Genomic DNA, 20,070 nt, shown 5'->3' with positions numbered 1-20,070 from the left:
GTTTAGAGGTTGGTCCGCTCGATTGCGGCCGTCACTAGCGCAATTCGCTCGACATCCGCATAGGCCGCCGTTTCAAGTTCCTCGCCAAACACATCGGGGTCGATCTCCTCGTAGCGCAGTCGGCAGCCCTCCATCGCCGCGAGTTGCATCAGCCGCGCGTGCAGAGCATCCTCCCCACGCACGATCGCGCTGCCGGTATAGAGCAGGAACCGCCCGCCCTGCGCGAGCCGCGGCACCGCCTCGCTGGCCATCGCCATCGCAACGCCCGCGCCATGCAGTTCGCCGCCGTCTCGGTAGGCGCGGCCAGCAGGATCGATGATGTAGGGCGGATTGGCCAAAACCAGGTCGAGCGCGCCCTGGATGCCGGAAAGATCGTCGCCCTCGAGGAACCGCGCCAGGACACCGGCGGCTTCCGCATTCACTTGGGCGAGACGCAGCGCTGCCGGATTGATGTCCGTCATCACGATCTCGACCTTCGGGCAGCAATGCGCAGCGGCTATGGCCCCCGCTCCCGCGCCGGTTCCAATATCCACCAGCGTCGCGCCCTGCCGCCCTGGGCATCGGCGAAGCTCATCGGCGATGAAGCGCGCGAAGCGGTAGCTGTCCGGACCGAAGAACACCGCATCCTTGTCGTCCGTCGGATAGGCGGAATGCGCGAGCAGGTAGGAGCCCAGCGTCGACACGCGTACCTTGCTGTGCAGCCCGTACCCGGTCCGCTCAATCAGCCCCGCCGCCTCCAGCGCCGTGCGGAGCGACGCATCGAGCAGATCTTCGGCGAACGGCAGGCTCCACCCGAAGATGTCGCGCAGGTCCCCGGCTTGCCGGCGGTCCGGGCGCGCCAGTACACGGGCATGGGTCGCCGGCGTCGGCGTAATGAAGTGATAGTCACGACCTTTAAGGAAGCCGAGCAGCGTGCGCAGCGCCGATATTCGCGGTCCCTCGTCGACCCCAGCCGCCGGCCGATCCGCCACCAGAAACTCCATGCGCACCCCTTTGTTACCAGACTGCCCCTAACGTACGGGCGTGCGGGTGGGTCCGCGCGACAGGGCGGCAACTGCTTGATCCAGGGCAAGTGTCTTGCCCCCAACTGCAGCAAGGCCTAGCTCCGTGCCATGCGTATCCTAGCCCTGGCCCTCGCCGCTTCGACCATGCTCGTCTCCCCCGTCCTCGCCCAGCAGACCGCCCCCGCGCCGATCCTGACGACGCCCGAGGCGAAGGACGTATGGACCTATGCGCGGCCGGAAGTCGCCCGCGTCACCCATGTCGCGCTCGACCTGAAGGCGGATTTTGCGAGCAAGACGCTCAGCGGCACCGCCACACTCGACATCCTCGCCGCGCCCGGCGCGAGCGAGATCGTGCTCGACGACGACGGGCTCGTGATCGCCAAGGTGACCGATGCGGCGGGCAAGCCGCTGCCCTTCACGGTCGGTGCGCCCAAGCCCGATCTCGGCGCGCCGCTGACGGTACAGCTGAACGGCGCGCGCAAGATCGTGCTCCACTATGCCACCGCGCCCGGCGCCTCGGCGCTGCAATGGCTCGCGCCTGCGCTGACCGCCGGCAAGAAGAAGCCGTACCTGTTCAGCCAGGGCCAGCCGATCAACAACCGCAGCTGGATCCCCACCCAGGACAGTCCCGGCATCCGCCAGACCTGGTCCGCCACGCTCACCGTGCCCGCCGATCTCGTCGCGGTGGCGAGCGGCACGCGGATCGACGGCGCGAAGGGCGTGCCGGCGGGCAAGGGCTGGCACCGCTTCCGCTTCCGGATGGACAAGCCGGTGCCGCCGTACCTCATCGCCTTGGCGGTGGGCGACCTGGCCTTCCAGCCCGTCGGCCCGCGCGCCGGCGTGTGGACCGAGCCGAGCATGCTCGCCGCCGCCGCGAAGGAAGTCGCCGATGTCGAGAAGATGATCGACGCGGCGCAGGCGCTCTACGGACCCTATCGCTGGGGCCGCTACGACATGCTCGTCCTGCCGCCGAGCTTCCCCTATGGCGGCATGGAGAACCCCACTCTCACCTTCCTGACGCCCACCATCATCACCGGCGACAAGTCGAACGTCGACGTGGTGGCGCACGAGCTGGCGCATAGCTGGTCGGGCAATCTCGTGACCAACGCGACCTGGTCGGACAGCTGGCTCAACGAGGGGTTCACCACCTATTTCGAGAACCGCATCATGGAGGCGGTCTACGGCAAGGAACGCGCCGCGACCGACGCCGATCTCGAATGGGACGGGCTGCAACGTGACATCGCCGATGCCGGCGGCATGGAGGCGCCGACGACGCGGCTGCACGGCGATCCGGGCGCGACCTTCGGGCAGCTCGATTACTTCAAGGGCTCGACCTTCCTGCGCACGATCGAGCGCACCGTGGGGCGCGCGCGTTGGGACGTCTATCTGCGCGGCTATTTCGACCGCCACGCCTTCCAGCCGCAGACCACCGCCGGCTTCCTGGCGGACCTGCGCGCCAATCTTGTGAAGGGTGACGCCGGGCTCGAGGCGAATCTCCAGCTCGACAAATGGGCCTATGCCGCAGGTCTCCCGAACAATGCGGTGCATGTCGAATCCGCCACGCTGAAAGCGATCGACGCGCAGCTGGCGGCGGTAAATGCGGGCGGACCAGTTTCGGCGGTTAACCCCAAGGGCTGGTCGACCCAGCAATGGCTGCGCTTCCTGAATGGTCTCGATCGCAAGCAGACGCCGGCGCGGCTGAAGGAACTGGACGAAAAGCTGGGCCTCTCAGCATCGAACAACGCCTATGTCCGCTCCGCCTGGGGCGAGTTGGCGATCGCCAATCGCTATGATCCGGCGGTTCCGTCGATCGGAAAGCTGGTCGGCAGTGTCGGCCGCGGCCTGCTGATCTACCCGATCTATCGCGATCTGATGGCGCAGGGCGATTGGGGGAAGCCGATCGCCGCCCGCTTCTATGCGGCTTCGAGGGCGAGCTACCACCCCAACGTCGCCGCCGGCATAGCCAAGATCCTCGCGGGGGAGTAACGCTTATGCCGGGCGGCGTCGCCAAGCGGGACCTGCCGACCAAAACCTGTCCCGTCTGCCAGCGCCCCTTTGCCTGGCGAAAGAAATGGGAGCGGGATTGGGAGAATGTGCTCTACTGCTCAGATCGCTGCCGGCGGAAGGGAAAATAGCGGCTTCTCGTAAGCCCCTCTCCTTCAGGGGAGGGGCTGAAAGGGCAAAAGATCACTGATACCGCAGCGTCTTCCCGAAACCCGTATTCGTCTTGGTCATCTTGGCGAGCTTGCGAAGATACGCCTTCACCTCGCGCTCGAAGCGCTGCTCGCTACGTACGCCAGCGCGGTAGAAATCATCCTTGGCCAGCAATGCCTTCAGCGCGTCGGCAAGCTTGGCCTGGTCGTCCACCGCATCGCTGTGCCGGAACTGCTCGCACACCCACTCCTCGGCCGCCGCCTTGTCATAGTCGTCCTCGCGGTCGCGGCCGTAGCGGTCCGCAGCGTCCTGGTCCGCGCGCGCGGCCTTGATCCGGCGTTCGAGCCAGGTGCGGACCTGTGCCGAACTCCACTCCCCTTGCGCTTCGCTCATCGGCCCGCCTTCGTCGCAAGCACCCAGGCCAGCCACAACCATCCGGCAATCATTGCCGCCCCGCCGATCGGCGTCACCGCACCGAGCCAGCGCGGCAGGCCCAGTGCCATCAGGTATAGTGTGCCCGCGAATACGAACGCGCCGCCCACGAACAATGCAGCAGGCCCCCGCGCGGCGACTTGCAGTGCCACCAGGGCCGCCACGGCGTGCACCAGCTGATATTGGCCGCCGGTCTTGAGCCACTCGACCGCCACGCCCTGCGCGCCGTGCGCACCAAAGGCGCCGGCCGCGACCGCCATCGCCCCCGACAAGGCCGCCAGTACTGCTATCCAGTTCATGCCTCTGCTCCACTCAGCCATCGCCGCGGTCCTGCGCCGCTGCGGCAGCGGCCGCAGCCTGGCTGAACATGCCGTCGCGACCGGCATACAGGTCGCCGGTTTCCTTCTGCCGCTTCAGTCGCTCGATATCGCGGCGGCGATATTCCGCTTCGGTCTTGTCGATCTCGGCCCCGTCGACACCCACCGCATCCATTGCACGACGCGCCATCACAACAGCGCTTTCCATCACCTCGCGGACGACGCCCGCCACCGGCGCGCCTTTCAGCTTCATGATGCTGCGACGATCATAGGCGCGCACGAAGATGCTTGCCTTGGGGAAGGCGGCGTGCACCCCTTCGACGATGGCCGTGTCCATCGCGTCGCCATCTTGGCAGAAAAGGATCAGCTCGGCATCCGCAGCACCGGCCTGGCGCAGCAGATCGATGCGAGTACCGTCGCCATAATAGACCTTCATGCCGAAGCTGCCGGCGGTCTCGATCATTTCGACGTCGCGATCAATGATCGTCACCGGGATGTCCTGCGCGATCAGGATCTGCGCCACCGTCTGGCCAAACCGGCCATAACCGACCACGACGGCGTTGGCGCCTTCCTGCTGTGGCCCGTCGGGTAGCGCGCCGGGCTTGGGCGGTTCTGCGCGCAGCCGCTTCGTCGCCATCATCAGGAACGGCGTGGTCGCCATCGATACCGTAACGATGGCGCTGAACACGCTCGCTGCCTGGGGCTCGATGAGCAGCGCCTTCTGCGCCTGGGCGAACAGCACGAAGCCGAACTCACCGCCCTGGGACAACAGCACCCCCAGCGCGAAGGCGCCGCGTGGCTTCATCCCGAACAGCAGTGCCAGCCCCATGATCAGCACCGTCTTGGTAGCGATCAGCGCTAGCGCCATGCCGGCAACGAAGAAGGGCCGCTCGGCAATCGCGTGCAGGTCGAGCGTCATGCCGACGGCCACGAAGAACAGGCCGAGAAGGATGGCGCGGAACGGTTCGACATCCGCCTCCAGCTCGTGGCGGAAGGGCGAATCCGCGAGCATCACGCCGGCGATGAACGCGCCGAGCGCGGCAGAAAGGCCCAGCGCTTCCATCACCGCCGCGCTGGCAATGACGGTGAGCAGGCCGGCAAAGACGAACATCTCGCGCTCGTCGAGATTGCCGATAAGCCGGAACAGCGGGCGCAGCAGGAACCGCCCTGCCAGCACCAGTCCGACGATCGCACCAATGGTGTACAGCCCCAGCAGCCATCCCGGCGGGCCACCCTGATCCGCCGGATTGCGCGACATCGCCGCGACGATGGTGATCAGCGGCACGATCGACAGATCCTGGAACAACAGGATGGCGAAGGCGCGCTCGCCGAACGGAGTGCGGAGGCGACCGGCGGACTGGAGCAGCGGTAGCACCTGCGCGGTGGAGGAAAGGCCCATGGGCAGCCCCAGCGCCAGGGCCGCAGCAAGGGTCGATCCGGTTACCGCCCAGACGACGCCGGCGATGGCTACGCCGCACAGCGCAACCTGCAATAGGCCCAACCCGAAAATGTCGCGGCGCATTCGCCACAGGCGCGACGGGCTAAGTTCCAGCCCGACGAGGAACAGCAGCAGCGCGATGCCCAGTTCGGCGATGCCCATCTTGCCCTCGGCATCGCCCACCAGCCGCAACACATGCGGGCCGACCAGCGCACCGGCGACGAGGAAGCCCAAGGTCGCACCCAGGCCCAGCCGCCGGAACAACAGCACGAACGCTAGCGCGAAGCCAAGCATCGGTACCGCATCTGCGAGCAGCGATCCTCCCCCCCCATGTGCCATCAGACGCGCGCCTCCGCTGCCTGCGCGGCAGCATCCGCAGCCGCCTCGAAGGCGAGCCGGATCGAGGCATGCCGCCCGCGATGCGGCAGCGCTGGCGTGAAGAGGTCGATTCCCGGCCAGTCCGGCGGCGTATCGCGCTCGCCCGCCAGCCACGCCGTCAGCGCGTCGCGCGCCGCGGCGATCTCCGTTGGGGTGCGGCCGAGTATCGCTCGACCGAGCAGCGCCGCAGAAGCCTGCCCCAGCGCACAGGCCCGCACCAGCATGCCCAGTTGCACCACGCGACCTTCATCATCGACATCGATGTCAACCGTCACCCGGCTGCCGCATACCGGCGAGCGCTTCTCCGAGGTGCCGCCGGAGTGCTCCAGCCGTTCATGATGCGGGATGTCTGCGGCGAGCCGCAGGATTTCCAGATTGTAGAGCGGCGCGTTCATAGGCCCGATCTAGGATAGCGGCGCTGCAGTTGCGAGCGCGAATTACCTCCTATTGGTGCGGCGAGCGGGCGAAGACCCTTCCCTGCATGAGGAAGGTCAATCGCGCCTGCGCCGCTGCGGCCGATCCTGGTCCCCGTTTGCCGTGTCTGCCCCGAACACCGGCTCACCCTTGCGACGCCGGTCCACGAAATCACCGATTGCCGCACTGGTCGTATCGAGCAGCGGATAGGTGACGGACGTGGTAATCCATTTCGGCCGGCGCGTCCGCCCGCCTTCGAACGTGTCGAGCACGAGCATGAGCACTAGAAAGCCCATGCTGACGAGGATCAGCCCCTTTGCGACGCCGAAACCGACGCCCAGCGCGCGATCGATCGGCCCCAGTACCGAATTGCGCATCTGCCCGCCGAGCGTGTTGGCGATCAGCCGCCCGCCGAAATAGCTTGATCCGGCGAGGGCCACAAACGCCATCACCGCCGCCCCGCCCTCGGTGCCGATCACCGGAGCGAGCAGCGCGGACAGCCCGGCATGGAAGAACTTCACCGCCACCACCACAAGGATCCAGGCGAGGAACGCCAGCACTTCGGTGGTGAAACCGCGGAGAAAGCCGAGCACGGCTGCGCCGGCAATGATCAGCAAGGTGACGATGTCGAGCCCGGTCATGCGGCGCGCTTTAGCAGGATGGATGGCAAGGTGAAGGGGAGTCTCTTCTTGAGCCCCCTAGTTCCACGAGAAGGGGCTCAAGAGAGTGCTGTCATCGCACGTACAGTGCCCGGGCATCCGCCTTGAACGCATCGGCGCTGGGACCACGCGAATAGAACATGTGACCGCCGGGGTAAACGCCCAGCTTCACTCGCGTGTCGCTGCCGAAGCGCGGCAGCTGATCAATGATCAGCCGCGAACCGAAATACGGGCAGGACAGGTCGTTATAGCCGTGTACGATCAGCACGCCCATCTTCGGATCGTTGGCCACCGCCTTGCGCAAATCGCTGACCGGAGCGTCGTCCGGAGTGCCGCGATCCCACGCCTCGTTCACCGAATAGGACAGCGCATTGTATCGCGCGTTCGTTTTCCAGCCCACCTTCCGCGTGATGAAGTCCACCATCGCGCTGGTGGTCGGCGCGATGATACCCTCCAGGATGGGGTCGCCTGATTTGCGCTGCGCCGAATTGGGGAAGGGATCGAAAGCGTCGACGTTCGAGTCATAGACGCTGCCGATCTTCTGGTCGTCGCGATGCACCTCGCGCAGATAGGTGCCTTCATCGACTCGCCCGTCCAGCCGCGTAGTCAGCTTTGGATCCAAGCCAGTCAGTTCCGCCACTTTCTGCCCCAGCCGGGCGGTCGCTTGCGGATCCGATCGGCCGGCGAGCAGATCGGTGGCGAAGGCGCCGCGCGTATAGGCCTCCACCGCCGCCATTGCCTGCGGCGTCAGCCGGCCTTGCCGCTCCAGATGGCCGGCCGCCATCGATGGCAGGTTGATCATCCAGGGCAACGGGGACAGCGCATCCGAGCCGGCCGTGGCAGCGGGATCGAGATAGGGCGACACCATCACGATGCCGTTTACGCCGATGCCGAGCTGCGTCTGGAGTTCATAGGCGATCCGCGGCGCGCGATAGCCGCCATAGCTTTCGCCCATCACGAACTTGGGCGCGCGCAGTCGCTCGTTCTTGACCAGCCAGTCGTACACAATGCGCGAGAGATACTTGATGTCGGGCTCGGTCGCGTAGAATGCCTTCTTGGTCGCTGCTTCGTCGACCAGGCTGCGGCTGAAGCCGGTGCCGATCGGATCGATGAAGACGAGGTCGGTCATGTCCAGCCAGCTTGCCGGATTGTCGACCAGCAGCGGCGCATCGGAGGGCGCATCGCCCTTGTCCCCGAACTGCACCCGCTTCGGCCCCACCGCGCCCAGGTTGAGATAGACCGAAGAGGCACCCGGGCCGCCGTTGAAGGCGAAGGTCACCGGCCGGTTCGGCGCTCCGCCCGGGACGATATAGGCGGTGTACACCACCTCCCCGATCTTCTTGCCCTTGGCGTCATAGACCGGCAGCTTGCCCACCGTAGCCTGATACCGGATCGACTTGCCGCCGATCACTGCGGTCTGGGTGATGGTCTTGTCGTCTGGAAGCGGCGGCAGTTCGCTCTTGTCGCCCTTCGCATCGGATTTGTCGGCGGCTGCCGCATCGGCCGCCTTGTCTTGCGCCGGAGCCTGGGGTGCGAGCAGGAGCGCGGCGAGAGAGGCGGCGAGCAAGGGGGAACGGCGCAAGGTCTTCTCCGAATTTCAGGATCTGGCCGTAGCCTAGCTTCGGCCACGAAATCATCAAGCGGCAGGCTGGGCGCGTTAACCCTTTCCGATAACCGCTTCCATCAACGGCATTTTCGCTAGTTTTGATCACACCATTACCAGCAGCCCCGGCCTGTAACCTCCGGGGTTCGGTGGAGTATGGCGTGACTGGCATCCGATGCCTCTTCTGCATCGTCCTTGCGGGCGGCGCATTGCTGCTCACGGCGGCGAGCGATACGCCACCGCTCGAGGACCAGGTGCTCGAACGGATCAACGAGGTGCGCCAGGACCCGGCGGGGTACGCCGATCGGCTGCGCACGCTGCGTAACCACTTCATCGGAAATGCGCTGTATGCCCCGGATCATCCGAAGGGGACGATGACGCGCGAAGGACTGCAGGCGATCGACGACGCCATCGCATTTCTGGAACGGCAGCGCCCGCTGCCGCCGCTGGACCGCGGCGCGCTGCTCGATCTTGCCGCGCAGGACCATGTCGCCGATCAAGGGCCCCGCGGCGCACGCGGCCACGTTTCTCCCGACGGCGCGACGCCGGCCGATCGCGTGCGCCGGCGCGGCGGCGGCGACCTTGTCGGCGAAGGCATTTCCTACGGCTATACCGATGCCGAGCAGGTGGTTCGCCAGCTGGTGGTGGACGATGGGGTGCCCGACCGCAGCCATCGGCTGCTGCTGTTCAACCAGGAACTGCGCTATGCCGGAATCGGTTGCGGCGCGCACCAACGCTATGGCCATATGTGCGTGATCGACGTCAGCCGCACCCGCACCGGCCGATCGGTCTTCGCCCTTTTCGCCCAAAATGACGTGCGGGGCGGCACCAAGGCGCCCTGAACGGCGGCGCGCTCACTGCACGATCGTCACCACCGTCCCACGCCTGACCACGGCGAACAGCCGCGCCGCAAAATCCAGCGGCACGCCGATACAGCCATGCGTGGCGAGCCCTTCGCGCACGTCGCTGCCATGGATCGCCACGCCGTCGCCGGTCAGCCGCAGCGTATAGGGCATCTCGGCATCGTAGAGGCTGGAGCGGTGATTGCGGCCCATCCACAGCACCGGAAAATCCCCGGTCGGCGTTGGCTTGTCGTCCTGGCCGTACAGGATCACGCTGGTGCCGATTTCCTCGCCAGCACGGAAGACGGATAGGATCTGCTTCGAAAGATCGATCCGCAGCCATAACTCGCCCGCCGGCACGCCGCGATCGTTCCACACGAAGCTGCCATAGCGCATCGGGGAGTCGAGCCGCAGCAGGGTCTTCACCGGCTGTACGCTGCCATCGGCGCGCGTCAGTCGCCGCGCCTCGTCCCCCGGCAGCCTTATGCGTTCACTTTTGGGCGGAAACAGCGGCATTGCGACCGCGACGGCAGGCGGACGGCGCAGCAGCGCAAGGCCCGCCGGCACCAGGATCGCCACGCCCAGCGCCGCCAGCGAGATCCAGAAGCCGATCGAACGCCGGCTTTTCAAGCGGCCACGCTGCTCCGCGTGCGCCGGCGGAGCGCTGCACCCACCAGCGGAAAAGCGGTAAGCAGCAAGAGCCACATGCCGGGTTCGGGCACCGGCGTGATCGGCGGAACCGGGGTGGGTGCGGGCGCTGGCACGACGATGATGCCGCCACCACCGCCACCACCGCCGCCGCCCTGACCCGGAAAAACGGTCGTCGGGATGGCCCCGCCCCCGCTGCCGCCGGATCCGCCCGGCGCAGCGCCGACGGCGCTCGGCGCTACTACATAGGGAACCTGGGCAAACGCAGCCGGCGGCAACATCGCCTCACCGGCGGGCCCAACGTCCGCCGGCAGCGCCACGGCGGCCGGCAGCGGCGCCATCGGCGGCTCTGCCGCAGGAGGAAGATTGTTGAACGCTTCAGTGCCAGTCAACATGTCGGCGTCGGCGAGCGGCAGCATGCGCAATGCTTTGGTGCTGCGCGCGCCTTCCGCCCGCAGGCCCGGCGAGCGGGCGGCGAGCACCGCAAGCGCATCGATCGTGTCAGAAACTGGCGCGATAGCAATTCCGGCGGAAGTGGTGGAGAGCAGCGGCACCACGATCGCGGCTGTCATCAGCAGGCGCCGCTTGCCAGCGTGCCTCCTGTTCCACCGCAAAAACCGCCTGCCGATACGCACCTGTCGTTCGCCCCCTAAGCGACCCGAAATCGCATGACCCTGTTAACTATGCGAGTTAAGTTTATGTTATAATCAGGGGAAAACCTAGTTTTGGCAAAATAGTTCCTTACTGCCAAATTCACCAGTACGAATTTTGCCGGATGCCCTCGGTTCGTCTCTTCTGTCTCGAAACGAACCGGTTCGATCGGCACGATCGATCAGCCTAGGCGCTCTTCCCCAACAGGTATTCGACGAAGCTACCCAGATTGCGAAAGCTGCTCAGCGTCAGCGCACTGCCCTCGCCTGCCTGCGCCGCCGGGGTCAGCGCACGGGTAAACCCCAGCTTGGCCGCCTCGCGCATGCGCAGCGGGGCATGTGCCACGGGCCGGATCTCACCGGACAGGGCGATTTCGCCGAACGCAACCGCATCGGCGGGAACGGGGCGCTCCGAAAGCGCCGAGACCAGCGCCGCCGCCACCGCCAGATCTGCGGCGGGATCCTGCACGCGATAGCCGCCGGCGATGTTCAGATAGACTTCGCAGGCGGAGAAGCTGAGCCCGCACCGCGCCTCCAGCACCGCCAGCACCATGGATAGCCGCGGCGAATCCCACCCGACCACAGCACGCCGCGGCGTGGCGCCGGACGCTAACCGTACCGTCAACGCCTGCACCTCCACCAGCACCGGCCGCGTGCCTTCGAGCGCCGGGAACACCACCGTGCCGGTGACGTTCTCGTCACGCTGCGTCAGGAACAGCGACGAGGGATTCCCGACCTCGGTCAGTCCTTCCGCCTGCATCGCGAACACGCCGATCTCGTCGGTGCCACCGAAGCGATTTTTCACCGCGCGCAGGATGCGATACAAATGGCTTCGCTCGCCTTCGAAGGCGAGTACCGTATCGACCATATGCTCCAGCACGCGCGGGCCGGCGATCGCCCCGTCCTTGGTGACATGCCCCACCAGCACCAACGCGGTGCCGCGTTCCTTGGCGAAGCGGATCAACTCCTGCGCGCTCGCGCGCACTTGGCTCACCGTGCCCGGCGCGCCTTCGATCAGATCCGAATGCATCGTCTGAATCGAGTCGATGATCAACAGGGCCGGTGGCGTACCCTGCCCCACGGTCGTGAGAATATCCCGAACCGAGGTGGCGGCGGCGAGCTGCACCGGCGCATGGCCCAGCCCAAGCCGCCGCGCGCGAAGCCGCACCTGGTCGGCAGCTTCCTCGCCGGAGACATAGGCAACGGACAACCCGCGCTCCGCGATCCTGGCCGCCGCCTGCAGCAGCAGGGTGGACTTGCCGATGCCGGGATCGCCACCGATCAGCGTCGCCGATCCCTCGACGAAGCCGCCACCCAGCGCGCGATCGAGTTCGGCGATGCCGCTCGCCATCCGATCGGGCAAGGCGATGTCGGTGTTCAGGCCAGACAGCTGGATCGCGCGGCCGCCGGATTGCAAATTATGCTTGGCCTGGAAGGGTGTAGCCGCGGCCGCCACTTCCTCCACCAGCGTATTCCATTCGGCACAGTCCGCGCATTGCCCGGCCCATTTCGACGTTGCCGAGCCGCAGGCCTGGCAGACATAGCGTTTCTGAGGTTTCGCCATCCCCACGCTCTAGCCGAACCGAAACGAAAAGGGAACAGCGTCAGTCCCGCTCCAGCTCCGATTCGAGCTTCAGCACGCGCCCGCCATCTTCCTGCTCGATCAGATAGGCGGGATTGTCGGCGCTGCCGTTGCGAACGATCTTTTCACCCTTGATCGTGCGCTGTACGCGCCGGTCGAAGCGTTCGGCAATCTTGCCATGTGCGACATTGCCGCCCCAATTCCAGCGGATTGCCGTTCCCTTGGAGAAATGCTTGCTCATTGTCGCGAGAACCGCCGGGCAGATCTTCTGTTCCTGGGGTGGGACAATCCATTCGCTTGCCGGCCCCGGCGCGCCAGACTATGCCGCGCGCAAATGCAGCCCTCGGATCTTCGTGTCGCGCTCTTCAGCGGCAACTACAATTATGTTCGCGACGGCGCGAACCAGGCGCTTAACAAGCTCGTCGGCTATCTGCTGGATCAGGGCGTAAACGTGCGCGTCTATTCCCCGACCACGGACACCCCCGCCTTTGCTCCTACCGGCGATCTCGTCAGCGTGCCCGCCTGGCCGGTGCCCGGCGGTCGAGCCGAATACAAGTTCGCGACCGGACTGCCTAAGAGCATCCGAGCGGATCTCGCCGCCTTCGCGCCCAACATCGTGCATGTGTCGGCCCCCGAATTCCTGTGTCACGGCGCGGTGAAATGGGCGCGGGCGCGTGGCATCGCCACCCTCGCCTCGCTGCACACCCGGTTCGAGACCTATCCAGCTTACTACCATCTCGGCTTCGTCGCGCCGGTGATCATCAAGCTGCTAACGCGCTTCTACAACCGGGTCGACAAGGTGGTCACACCCGGCGACTCCACTGCGGAGCTGATCCGGAGCTGGGGCGTGAAGACGCCGGTCGGCATCTGGTCACGCGGAGTGGACCATGATCGCTTCCATCCGGGGCGGCGCAGCCTGGAATGGCGGCGCTCGTTGGGGTTGCGGGACGAGGAATTCGCGGTCGGCTTTCTCGGCCGGCTGGTGCTCGAAAAGGGTCTCGATATCTTTGGCGCGGTTTGCAACGAGCTTAGCGCGCGGGGCATCGCGCACCGCGTGCTGGTGATCGGCGAAGGCCCGGCCCGGCAGACCTTTGCCGATCGGGTGCCCGGCGCGATTTTCACCGGCTTCCAGCGCGGCGACGATCTCGCCCGCGCGGTCGCTTCGATGGACGTGCTGTTCAATCCCTCCGTCACCGAAACCTTCGGCAACGTCACGTCCGAAGCCATGGCATGCGGCGTGCCTGTGGTAGCCGCACGCGCCACGGGGGCGGTGGATCTGATCGAGGATGGCGCGAACGGCTTCCTCGTTCCCCCACGCGACGTGCCCACCTATGCCGATGCGATCGAGCGGTTGATCCGCGATCCGGCGCTCGCCGCGGCGCAAGGAGCGGCCGGCCACGCCAAGGCGCAAGCACTGGTTTGGGATAAGGTCAACCGTTCTGTGCTGGACAGTTATTCTGAATTGCTTGCAAGACCTTAGGTAAAATACGGAAGCAAAGCGTTGCCAAGCCCTGGCACCAGTTTGCATTGCCCATCAGCACTGTAAAACTCCCTATGGGAACGTTCTCCTCCCCTTAACTTGCCAACACCCAGAGACCCCCCAGACACAATCCAGAAAAGGGGTCCTCCATGAATAACTTACGTCTGGCGCTCGTGACATCATGCGCGCTTTTCACCACAGCGGCGCAGGCGCAAGAACATGCCGCCAGCGCCACTGCGACGACCGCACACGCCGCGGAGCCAGCCGCGCCCGAGCCAGCCAAACAGTCGTTCACGACCGGCGTTGCCAAGGGCCGCGACCTGCTCGACTCCGCCATTTCGGCTAGCTCGATCGATGAGGAGCAGATCCAGAAGATCGGCACCCGCTCGATTGCCGAAGTGCTGGGCAACATGCCCGGCATCCGTGCCGAAACCGCCGGCACCGACGGACTGACCGCGATCACCATACGCGGCCTGCCGATGGCGGCGGACGGCTCGAAGTTCCTGCAGATCCAGGAAGACGGTCTGCCGGTCCTGGAATTCGGCGACATTCACTTTGCCGCCACCACGGCGTTCCTGCGCACCGATCTCAGCCTGTCGCAGGTACAGGCGATCCGTGGCGGTTCGGCATCCACGTTCGCGTCCAACTCGCCCGGTGGTCTCGTCAATTTCATCTCGAAGACCGGCGAGGAGGAAGGCGGCACGATCCAGTTGTCCTCGGGCGTGGATCATGAACTCGGTCGCGTCGACTTCAACTATGGCGGCCACCTCAGCAAGACGGTACGTTTCAACGTCGGTGGCTTCTATCGCCAGGGCGAAGGTCCGCGTGCGACCGCCTTCGATTCGTTCAAGGGTGGCCAGATCAAGCTCAATGTCACCAAGACGTTTGAGAACGGCTATGTCCGCGTCTACGGCAAGTACCTTGACGATCGCGAACCCAACTACGCGATGCTGCCGGTCGCGGTGCGCGGCACCAATACCGATCCGTCATATAGCACGATTGCCGGCTTCGATCCGCGCAAGGACACCCTTGAATCGCGTTACAAGTCCTCGATGCTGGCGCTAGACGGCAACAACAACATCACCAACCTGAACCTGCGTGAGGGCAATCGCAGCAAGGTGGCGTCGCTCGGACTGGAAGCCCAGTTCGACATCGCCGGGTGGACGTTCAGCAACCGCATGCGCTACGCCGCGATTTCCGGCAGCTATAACGAAAGTAGTTCGATGGCGTTGCTGCCTGCCGCGGCCTTTGCGCCGACGTTCGGCGGCCCTGGCGCGACGCTGAGCTACGCTACCGGTCCCAAGGCGGGGCAGACGATCACCAATCCAGCGACGTTGAACGGCAATGGTCTGATGATGTACGGTCTGGCGATCCACTCCGACCTGGAAAAGCTCGACAACTTCACCAACGATTTCCGCGGCAGCCGGGTTTGGAACGTCGGCGATGGCAAGCTTACCACGACGGCAGGCTTTTACGCATCCTCCCAGGCGCTCTGGCAGAACCTGAACCTGATGACCAACGTGTTCGATGTCGCGTCGAACGGCAATTCAGCGTTTGTCGATGTGGTCACCGCAACTGGCACTTCAGTTACGCAGGGTGGCGTACTGAACTATGGCATCGCGGGCGGCGCTGGATATCGCCGACGCTACGACCTCGATTATCGCGTGTTTGCTCCCTATGGCTCGGTCAACTACCAGATCGGCGCCCTTTCGCTGGGTGCGAGCCTCCGCTATGATTTCGGCAAGGTTAGCGGCGCGCTGTACGGAGCAGATCTTGGTGGCGGGCGCGTAGGGACGGCACCGGTCGACATGAACCGCGACGGCACGATCGCACCCGCCGAACGCTCGGTGGCCGTGCTGCCGCTGTCACGTCCCGGCCTAGCTGACTATAGCTATAAATACGCTTCCTACTCGATCGGCGTGAACTATCGCGTTGCCGAACCCGTGTCGGTGTTTGCCCGCTACAGCCGCGGTGCGCGAGCAAGTGCGGAACGGCTGTTCTTCTCGCCGGCCGTCAATGCCGCTGGCGCACTGACCGACCCTGCCATGGCGTACGGGCCGGTGAAGCAGGCGGAAGCCGGCGTGAAGTTCCGCAAGGACGGGATTTCGCTGTTCGCGACCGGCTTCTGGGCCTCGACTCAGGACAAGAACCTGCAAATCGGCGCGAATGCCACAGGCAACACCGTCGTGCTGCAGATTGATCGCGACTACAGCGCCAAGGGCGTCGAAGTCGAAGGCCTGTTCGAGCGGGGACCGTTTGGTCTACGACTCGGTGCTACCTACACCAAAGCTACTATCGATGCCGACAAGGCCGACAAGACGCTGGTCGGCAACACGCCGCGCCATCAGCCGGACCTGATTTTCCAGGCAACGCCACAGTTCGAGGTAAAGCGCTTCACCATCGGCACCAACGTGCTGGGCACCACCAGCAGCTTTGCCCAGGACGGCAACCTGCTGAAGCAGCCAGGGTACACGATCGTCAGCCCGTTCGTGCAGGTGCGCCCGGTTAACGGTCTCCAGATCAGCCTGAACGTCTACAACGTGTTCGACAAATTGGCGTTCGTCTCGGTCAACTCGGCAGCCATCCCGGCATCCGGCATCGTCAACGCCCAGACGCTAACCGGTCGCACGATCACCGCGTCGGTCCGTTTCAGCTTCTGATCTTTCCGCTCCGACGGAAGAAGGGCGGTCCGCGCTTCGGCGCTGGGCCGCCCTTGGTCGTTGCCCCCAGCCGCACGATTGCCGTGTCGATTTGAGACTAACAACAGGGGATTAACCATATTCTCGCATTGTACCGCAACCACTCTGCGAAGAAGAACGGATGATCCTGCGACGATCCGCGCCTGCGCTTTCGCTAGGCTGGTGATCGATCCTGTTGCGTAAGGGAACACGTATGCGCATCCTCTGTTTGTCTGCAATTGCCGCTCTGCTGGTCGCCCCCGCCGCTCTTGCCAAGCCGACTTCCTCGACGGGCAAGGCGACCACGGCCACCGCTGCGGCCACAACGGCGAACGCCAAGGCCGCTGCCGGCCTGCAGGCGATGCGCGAATTGAACCTGATCGTGCTCGACACGCTCACCACGAATGGCCAGGAAGTGGAAGGCCGCACCTTCGTCAACAAGCTGGTATCGCAGAACTTCACCAATTTCGGCATCGGTTCGAGCACCCAAGGTTCGGCATCCTCCCGCTATGACGTGCTGAGCGTCGTCGGCAACGCCACCGGTTCGTTCCGCCTGAAGGCGGGATATGCGAATGGCCAGAACGGTACGCTGGGCAACACCGCGCGCATCGGCGGTAATGTCGGCTATGTGGATTTCAACGCTACCAACGGCGCGGTGGGTGTGTTGGTGGCGGGGGGTAACCTCACCACCTCGTTCAACGTCAACAACAACAGCGTGACCTATGGCGGATCGGCCGCTTCGGGCATCAACGGCGCGCGCAAGGATGCCACCCTCGCCGCAGGCGGCGCGAACGACGTGGGCGCCGGCCTGGTGATTCGCATGAGCGAGCTGACCACCAACCTCAACGCCCTGTCGACCCAGTTGGCGAACCTGCCCTCGCTCGGCACGATCACCTCGACCAACAATGCGCTGAACTATTCGGGCGCCACAGACGGTTTCGCGGTGTTCACGATGACCGAAGCGGCATTCACCAACCAGAACGCCAATTTCGACAACCTGTTCACCCGGATGCCCAGCGGCACCACCACAATCATCAACGTGCTCGGCACGAATCTGGTGCAGGGCGGGAACATCAACAACAAGGCGCTGAACCAGAGCGTGATCTGGAACTTCAACCAGGCGCAGAACCTGTCGGTGAAGGGTTTTCACGGCAGCATCCTGGCGCCGAAGGCGACGCTGACGAACAGCAGCGCCATCGAAGGCAGCATCGTTGCGCTCAACATGCGCCTGAACGGCGAGGTGCATCTGGGCACCTATAACGGCAACGGCAATTTCGTGCCGACGAACGCCGTGCCCGAACCGGCGAGCTGGGCGATGCTGCTGGTCGGCTTCGGCGCGCTGGGCGCCGCGATCCGCAAACGCCGCGCGCTCGGCATCGCCTGAACCGACAAGGGGCGCCGGTAACGGCGCCCCTTTCGTCATTGCCAGTCGAACCGCAGCTCGCCTTCGCGGAAGGCAAAGCGGTCGAGATGGCGAGCAACCGCACCTTTGAGCCCTTCCAGCTGATCCGCCGACGTGGCATCGATCCGCACGTCCAGCCCAGCTTCGGCAACGTTGAACGTAACCACGGCATCGCCCGGATGATCGGCGCCGCGAGCATCCTTCGGGAAGATCACCGTGCCGTTTTCAGGCGTGAATTCCACCTGCAGATTGTGCTGCCAATGCTTGCACAACTGCTGGAGATAGCGGCTGGCATGTTCGGTCGGCACCAGGGTGTGGCTGGTGAATGGGGCAATCGTCATTCCTGTCTCCTTGGCCGAACCGGGGACCAGCCCCAGACGGCGACGTAACACCTCGATCCGGGGCATCGTTTCCTACAGCCGCTCGATCTTGCGCGCGGCTTCGTCGAGGATTTCGGCGATTGCGTGCAGCCGCTCCGCATCCACTTCCTCGTCGAACACGCTGGCGGCGAGCACGGTCTTGAGGTTGTGCATCGCGCGGCGCACCGGCCCGCCATTGGTGCGGGCATGGCGCTCGCCCAGTTGCGCCAGACGTTCGAACAGCGCTGCGACTTCGACGGCATTCTCCGCAAGATGCGCGGTGCCCGCCTCGGTAATCGCGAACTGCTTCTTGGCGCCCTCGCTCTTGTGCTCGGCGATCAGGTCCATGTCGTCGAGCATGGTGAGCGTGGGGTACACGACGCCCGGGCTCGGCGCATAGGCGCCGTTGGAGCGCGCCTCGATCTCGCGGATCAGGTCATAGCCGTGGCGCGGCGCCTCCTCGATCAGCTTGAGCAGGATCAGGCGGAGCTCGTCGCCGCCGAACATCCGCCGGCCGCGCCCACCAGGCCCACGCTCGCCCATGGCAAAGGCCATGTCGAAGCCGCCGGGAAAGCCCCCGCCCCAGCCGCCGCGTCCGCGGGGGCCAAACTGGTGGCCGTGATGATGGTGATGATGGCCGTGACGGCCGAAGGGAGAAAACATGGTTATATGCATCCTGTGCAAGTCGTGATGCACACAAGATATATCTTGAAAAAGATCGTGCAAGGGCCCTCTTTAGCCCCTCCTCCTAGGAGGAGGGGTTGGGGTGGAGGGATTCCAGAACGTAATTTGGTCTCGGTGAGACACCGCCCCACCCCAAACCCCTCCCCTGAAGGAAAGGGGCTTAGGAGACGCCCTAATGCGTCAGCATCGCCCGCACCGTCGGCCGGACGAAGGGCAGCCCCGCCCCCAGCCGCAGCACCGCGTGCCGCATCGCGCGTGCCGGCAGCCGCTCGTCAGTGAACAGCCGCACCAGCAGGTTGGTCCCCGTATAGAGAGGCTTGCACGCCGCCCGGTGGCCGTTCTCAAAGCGCCGCAGCACCGCCGGCAGCGCCGGGTCCATCCCCCGCCGCACCGCGTCCCGCACCTCGGCGGCGAGCAGCGCCTGCCCGCTCAGCCCGAGGTTGAAGCCATGCGCGGTCACCGGATGCATCCCAACCGCCGCATCGCCGATCAGCGCCGCGCGACCGGTGACGAACTGATGTGCCCAGGTGGTGACCAGCGGGTAGACGTTGCGATCGCTCACCACCTCCATCCGCCCCAGCCGCTGGCGGAAGCGGCGGGTGAGGTCGCGGCCGAGCGCGGCATCGTCGAACGCCGCCACCCGCCGCGCCGCCTCTTCGGGGAGGGTCAGCACTGCGCCGGCCATGTTGCCGTTCAGCGGCAGCAGCGCCAGCGTCTGGCGATGATCGAACCATTCGAGCGCGGTCGCACCGTGTGGCAGCTCGTGGCGCACCCGCACCACCATCATCGAACGACCAAGCGGGTTGATGTCGGTGTCGATCCCCAGCGCCTCGCGCGTCTTGGAGAGCCGCGAATCGGCCACCACCAGCAGCCGCGCCCGTACCACCTCGCCCGAGGAGAGCAGCACTTCCGCGCGCGGCCCGGTGGCACCCGAGCGGGCATGGACCACCTCCGCGCCGGTCACCAGCTTTAGGCCGGGCTGGTGCTTCACCGCCTCGTACAGCGCGGCGCGGATGCGGTGGTTCGGCACCAGATAGCCGAGCTGGTCGTCCGCCCCGCCCCCCGCGGTGAAGTTGAGCGCGAAGGGCGAATCGCCGTTGAGCACCTTGGCCGCGTGCATCGGCGCGATCTCGTCCGCCGGCAGCCGCCCCCAGGCGCCGAGCGAGTCGAGGATCCGCTTCGAGCCATGGGTGAGCGCGATCTCGCGCCCGTCGAAGCGCGGGCTGGCCAGCGCCTCCAGCGGCGCGCGCTCGAGCAGCACGATGCTCAGACCGCTGTCTTCCAGCGAGCGCGCGAAGGCGAGGCCCGCCGGCCCTCCCCCGACGATGACGACGTCGCAGTCCATG

At 65.5% G+C, this 20,070-nt stretch carries 20 protein-coding genes; 6 read left to right on the top strand and 14 right to left on the bottom strand.

Annotated elements, in window-relative coordinates:
- Nucleotides 1-2 precede the first annotated feature (2 nt).
- Nucleotides 3-983, bottom strand: a complete 981-nt coding sequence (locus ACNFJ7_RS01885) for a methyltransferase (RefSeq protein WP_019371255.1) — start codon at nucleotides 981-983, stop codon at nucleotides 3-5.
- Between the two features lie 129 nt (nucleotides 984-1,112).
- Between ACNFJ7_RS01885 and ACNFJ7_RS01880 the strand changes: the two genes are divergently transcribed.
- Both ACNFJ7_RS01880 and ACNFJ7_RS01875 read left to right on the top strand, forming a co-directional pair.
- Nucleotides 1,113-2,990, top strand: a complete 1,878-nt coding sequence (locus tag ACNFJ7_RS01880) for a M1 family metallopeptidase (RefSeq protein ID WP_026009422.1) — start codon at nucleotides 1,113-1,115, stop codon at nucleotides 2,988-2,990.
- Between the two features lie 5 nt (nucleotides 2,991-2,995).
- Nucleotides 2,996-3,139 (top strand): DUF2256 domain-containing protein, encoded by a 144-nt coding sequence (locus ACNFJ7_RS01875; protein WP_082664473.1) that lies wholly within the window; start codon nucleotides 2,996-2,998, stop codon nucleotides 3,137-3,139.
- 52 nt (nucleotides 3,140-3,191) lie between these two features.
- Here the strand turns inward: ACNFJ7_RS01875 and ACNFJ7_RS01870 are convergent, their stop codons facing one another.
- The 6 genes from ACNFJ7_RS01870 to ACNFJ7_RS01845 form a co-directional block, all read right to left on the bottom strand.
- Complete coding sequence (locus ACNFJ7_RS01870) at nucleotides 3,192-3,551, bottom strand: hypothetical protein (RefSeq protein ID WP_019371257.1); 360 nt, start codon at nucleotides 3,549-3,551, stop codon at nucleotides 3,192-3,194.
- Nucleotides 3,548-3,889 carry a DUF423 domain-containing protein gene (locus ACNFJ7_RS01865; protein ID WP_026009423.1) on the bottom strand — a complete coding sequence of 114 codons (342 nt, stop codon included), beginning with the start codon at nucleotides 3,887-3,889 and terminating at the stop codon, nucleotides 3,548-3,550. The genes ACNFJ7_RS01870 and ACNFJ7_RS01865 overlap by 4 nt, the downstream gene beginning before the upstream one ends.
- Nucleotides 3,890-3,902: 13 nt before the next feature.
- Nucleotides 3,903-5,684 carry a cation:proton antiporter gene (locus ACNFJ7_RS01860; RefSeq protein WP_026009424.1) on the bottom strand — a complete coding sequence of 594 codons (1,782 nt, stop codon included), beginning with the start codon at nucleotides 5,682-5,684 and terminating at the stop codon, nucleotides 3,903-3,905.
- Nucleotides 5,684-6,118: an iron-sulfur cluster assembly scaffold protein gene (locus ACNFJ7_RS01855; RefSeq protein WP_019371260.1), complete on the bottom strand. Its 435-nt coding sequence runs from the start codon at nucleotides 6,116-6,118 to the stop codon at nucleotides 5,684-5,686. Before ACNFJ7_RS01855 ends, ACNFJ7_RS01860 begins: the two co-directional genes overlap by 1 nt.
- 96 nt (nucleotides 6,119-6,214) lie before the next feature.
- Nucleotides 6,215-6,778 carry a CvpA family protein gene (locus ACNFJ7_RS01850; protein ID WP_019371261.1) on the bottom strand — a complete coding sequence of 188 codons (564 nt, stop codon included), beginning with the start codon at nucleotides 6,776-6,778 and terminating at the stop codon, nucleotides 6,215-6,217.
- A 91-nt stretch (nucleotides 6,779-6,869) separates the two neighbouring features.
- Nucleotides 6,870-8,378: a S10 family peptidase gene (locus ACNFJ7_RS01845; RefSeq protein WP_152997843.1), complete on the bottom strand. Its 1,509-nt coding sequence runs from the start codon at nucleotides 8,376-8,378 to the stop codon at nucleotides 6,870-6,872.
- A 182-nt stretch (nucleotides 8,379-8,560) separates the two neighbouring features.
- Between ACNFJ7_RS01845 and ACNFJ7_RS01840 the strand changes: the two genes are divergently transcribed.
- The gene (locus ACNFJ7_RS01840; RefSeq protein WP_236704482.1) at nucleotides 8,561-9,241 is read left to right on the top strand and encodes a CAP domain-containing protein; all 681 of its coding nucleotides are present in this window, start codon (nucleotides 8,561-8,563) and stop codon (nucleotides 9,239-9,241) included.
- A gap of 12 nt (nucleotides 9,242-9,253) precedes the next feature.
- On the opposite strand, the gene ACNFJ7_RS01835 is transcribed toward ACNFJ7_RS01840, so the two are convergent.
- The 4 genes from ACNFJ7_RS01835 to ACNFJ7_RS01820 form a co-directional block, all read right to left on the bottom strand.
- The gene (locus ACNFJ7_RS01835) at nucleotides 9,254-9,871 is read right to left on the bottom strand and encodes a L,D-transpeptidase family protein (RefSeq protein WP_019371264.1); all 618 of its coding nucleotides are present in this window, start codon (nucleotides 9,869-9,871) and stop codon (nucleotides 9,254-9,256) included.
- Nucleotides 9,868-10,461, bottom strand: a complete 594-nt coding sequence (locus ACNFJ7_RS01830; protein WP_019371265.1) for a PEP-CTERM sorting domain-containing protein — start codon at nucleotides 10,459-10,461, stop codon at nucleotides 9,868-9,870. Before ACNFJ7_RS01830 ends, ACNFJ7_RS01835 begins: the two co-directional genes overlap by 4 nt.
- A 265-nt stretch (nucleotides 10,462-10,726) precedes the next feature.
- Nucleotides 10,727-12,103: a DNA repair protein RadA gene (gene radA, locus ACNFJ7_RS01825; RefSeq protein ID WP_019371266.1), complete on the bottom strand. Its 1,377-nt coding sequence runs from the start codon at nucleotides 12,101-12,103 to the stop codon at nucleotides 10,727-10,729.
- Between the two features lie 40 nt (nucleotides 12,104-12,143).
- Nucleotides 12,144-12,362, bottom strand: a complete 219-nt coding sequence (locus ACNFJ7_RS01820; protein ID WP_019371267.1) for a DUF2945 domain-containing protein — start codon at nucleotides 12,360-12,362, stop codon at nucleotides 12,144-12,146.
- Between the two features lie 93 nt (nucleotides 12,363-12,455).
- Between ACNFJ7_RS01820 and ACNFJ7_RS01815 the strand changes: the two genes are divergently transcribed.
- From ACNFJ7_RS01815 to ACNFJ7_RS01805, 3 genes are all read left to right on the top strand, one after another.
- On the top strand, nucleotides 12,456-13,601 hold the full coding sequence (locus ACNFJ7_RS01815) for a glycosyltransferase family 4 protein (protein ID WP_019371268.1): 1,146 nt from the start codon (nucleotides 12,456-12,458) through the stop codon (nucleotides 13,599-13,601).
- Between the two features lie 149 nt (nucleotides 13,602-13,750).
- Nucleotides 13,751-16,261, top strand: coding sequence for a TonB-dependent receptor domain-containing protein (locus tag ACNFJ7_RS01810; RefSeq protein ID WP_019371269.1), 2,511 nt, complete (start codon nucleotides 13,751-13,753; stop codon nucleotides 16,259-16,261).
- A gap of 232 nt (nucleotides 16,262-16,493) precedes the next feature.
- Nucleotides 16,494-17,663 carry a collagen-binding domain-containing protein gene (locus ACNFJ7_RS01805; protein ID WP_019371270.1) on the top strand — a complete coding sequence of 390 codons (1,170 nt, stop codon included), beginning with the start codon at nucleotides 16,494-16,496 and terminating at the stop codon, nucleotides 17,661-17,663.
- A gap of 35 nt (nucleotides 17,664-17,698) precedes the next feature.
- Here the strand turns inward: ACNFJ7_RS01805 and ACNFJ7_RS01800 are convergent, their stop codons facing one another.
- From ACNFJ7_RS01800 to ubiM, 3 genes are all read right to left on the bottom strand, one after another.
- Entirely contained in the window at nucleotides 17,699-18,022 is a 324-nt protein-coding gene (locus ACNFJ7_RS01800; RefSeq protein ID WP_019371271.1) for a DUF2218 domain-containing protein, read from the bottom strand.
- 72 nt (nucleotides 18,023-18,094) lie between these two features.
- A complete protein-coding gene (locus ACNFJ7_RS01795; protein WP_019371272.1) occupies nucleotides 18,095-18,703 on the bottom strand; it encodes a PadR family transcriptional regulator in 609 nt (202 codons plus the stop codon).
- 193 nt (nucleotides 18,704-18,896) lie between these two features.
- Nucleotides 18,897-20,069: a 5-demethoxyubiquinol-8 5-hydroxylase UbiM gene (gene ubiM / locus ACNFJ7_RS01790; protein WP_019371273.1), complete on the bottom strand. Its 1,173-nt coding sequence runs from the start codon at nucleotides 20,067-20,069 to the stop codon at nucleotides 18,897-18,899.
- Nucleotide 20,070 lies beyond the last annotated feature (1 nt).

Source organism: Sphingomonas sp. HT-1 (genome assembly GCF_048568905.1).
Lineage (GTDB): Bacteria > Pseudomonadota > Alphaproteobacteria > Sphingomonadales > Sphingomonadaceae > Sphingomonas.
This window is presented reverse-complemented; position numbering and strand designations above follow the sequence as displayed.